Genomic DNA, 2610 nt, shown 5'->3' with positions numbered 1-2610 from the left:
TACCATTTTCCGCGATATACGACATGTATTTTTGCAGGGCCAGATATTCCCGATAAAACAAAACGGAAAATAGCACGGTCGTGAAAACGATAATCGCCGACTGGGTCGCGATTTTAATATTCTTGTTTAACACTCTGATGCCTCAGGATTCTGCCGAGGTTCAGATTATAGCACGGCAAATGGCAATTCTCGCTCAACCCGTAAGCGATTAATGCCCTGTCCGGCTCGGGGGGAACGGCTAAAGGTTTACCGCAGAAAACGAGGCTGCTGACCACAATCATTAAGGCGTTAACGCGTGGCGGGTCACAAAAGAAAATGCCTCTCGCCGGACGGCGAGAGGCCTTTTACTGTATGCGGGGAATTATCAGGCGGTAACCAGACCGTCGATAGCCGCTTTTGCATCGCTCTGCGCTTTCTCAGCCACTTCCGGACCGTAAGCCACGCCTTCAGCAAAGACGAAGTTTACATCGGTGATGCCGATAAAGCCGAGGAACAGCTTAACGTAAGGGACCAGCAGGTCGGTCGGGGTATCTTTGTGGATGCCGCCGCGGCTGGAAACGACGATAGCGCGTTTGCCTTTAACCAGACCTTCCGGGCCTTCAGAGGTGTAGCGGAAAGTGACGCCGGCACGGGCCACCAGGTCGAAGTAGTTCTTCAGCTGAGTCGGGATGTTGAAGTTGTACATCGGCGCGGCGATAACGATAACGTCGTTAGCTTTCAGCTCGGCGATCAGTTCGTCAGACAGCGCCAGCGCTTCCTGTTGGCGCGGAGTCAGCTGCGCGTCGCTCGGACGCATTGCGCCAACCAGCTCACCGTCCAGTACCGGTACCGGGGTAGCGGCCAGATCGCGAACGGTAATCTGATCGTTCGGATGCTTAGCTGCCCACTGGTCAGCAAAATAGTCAGTCAGCTGACCGGATTGTGAGTAACCTGCAAGAATACTGGATTTGAGAACTAATACTTTGCTCATGTGGCGTTCCTTTTATGAGGTAGACGGGCCGAGGCCCCGTTGCTTGTGGCTACTTTATTCACAATCCTGTTGCATGGATAGCGCAATATATCGAATCCTCTGTTCAATTTTATTGAACAAAGCAACAAACAGGCTGATGTGGTAATCTACAGGTAAACGATACAGAGACCTCTTTCCGGCGGCTCCCCGCCCGATAACGCTATGACAGAACAGACTAAAATCACCTTTTCACAGCTTAGCGAGCAGCTCAGCAATTTGATGCTGCGCGACAGGCAGCGCTTCGCCAAACGCCTGCACGGCGTGAAGAAAGTTAAAAATCCTGAATCACAGCAGGCCATTTTACAAACAATGGCAGCTGAGATAGCCGAGGCGGCCGGTAAGATCGTGCTGCGCGAAGCGGCACGTCCGGCGATTACCTACCCGGAAAACCTCCCCGTTAGCCAGAAGAAGCAGGATATTCTGGAGGCGATCCGCGATAACCAGGTGGTGATCGTCGCGGGCGAAACCGGCTCCGGTAAAACCACCCAGCTGCCGAAAATCTGCATGGAGCTGGGCAGGGGGCTGAAAGGCCTGATTGGCCACACCCAGCCGCGCCGCCTGGCTGCGCGCACCGTGGCTGACCGCATCGCGGAAGAGCTGAAAACCGAGCCGGGCGGCTGCATCGGCTACAAGGTGCGCTTTAACGATCTGGTGAGCGACAGCACGATGGTCAAGCTGATGACCGACGGCATCCTGCTGGCAGAAATCCAGCAGGACCGGCTGCTGATGCAGTACGACACCATCATCATTGATGAAGCCCACGAACGCAGTCTGAACATTGACTTCCTGCTGGGCTATCTGAAAGAGCTGCTGCCGCGCCGTCCGGATCTGAAGGTGATTATTACCTCGGCAACCATCGATCCGCAGCGCTTCTCGCGCCACTTCAACAATGCCCCGGTGATTGAAGTTTCCGGGCGCACCTATCCGGTTGAAGTCCGCTACCGCCCGATTGTGGAAGATGCCGACGATACCGAGCGCGATCAGCTGCAGGCTATTTTTGACGCCGTTGACGAGCTGGGCCGCGAAAGCGCCGGGGACATCCTGATTTTCATGAGCGGCGAGCGCGAAATTCGCGACACCGCCGACGCGCTTAACAAGCGCGAGATGCGCCATACCGAAGTGCTGCCGCTATACGCCCGGCTTTCAAACAGCGAGCAAAACCGGGTATTCCAGTCCCACAGCGGGCGGCGCATCGTGCTGGCCACCAACGTCGCTGAAACCTCGCTCACCGTACCGGGCATCAAGTACGTTATCGATCCCGGTACCGCGCGCATCAGCCGCTATAGCTTCCGCACCAAAGTGCAGCGCTTGCCCATTGAGCCGGTATCCCAGGCGTCCGCGAATCAGCGTAAAGGCCGCTGCGGCCGCGTCTCGGAAGGGATCTGCATTCGCCTCTATTCCGAAGACGACTTCCTGTCGCGCCCGGAATTTACCGATCCTGAAATTCTGCGCACCAACCTGGCGTCGGTTATTCTGCAGATGACCGCGCTGGGGCTCGGTGATATCGCCGCGTTTCCATTTGTCGAAGCGCCGGACAACCGCAATATCCAGGACGGCGTGCGCCTGCTCGAAGAGCTGGGCGCGATTAGCACCGACTCGCA

The 2610-nt window shown here is 56.3% G+C and carries 2 protein-coding genes; one reads left to right on the top strand and one right to left on the bottom strand.

What is annotated here, in order from left to right; translation table 11 throughout:
- Positions 1 to 364: 364 nt before the first annotated feature.
- Positions 365 to 970 (bottom strand): FMN-dependent NADH-azoreductase, encoded by a 606-nt coding sequence (gene azoR / locus QZ766_RS17445; protein ID WP_297204195.1) that lies wholly within the window; start codon positions 968 to 970, stop codon positions 365 to 367.
- 201 nt (positions 971 to 1171) lie between these two features.
- Here azoR and hrpA point away from each other — a divergent pair.
- A partial coding sequence (gene hrpA, locus QZ766_RS17440; protein WP_297204192.1) for an ATP-dependent RNA helicase HrpA occupies positions 1172 to 2610 on the top strand: 1439 nt, incomplete at its 3' end.

The sequence above is a fragment of the uncultured Pluralibacter sp. genome (assembly GCF_913775985.1).
Taxonomy (GTDB): Bacteria; Pseudomonadota; Gammaproteobacteria; order Enterobacterales; family Enterobacteriaceae; genus Pluralibacter.
This window is presented reverse-complemented; position numbering and strand designations above follow the sequence as displayed.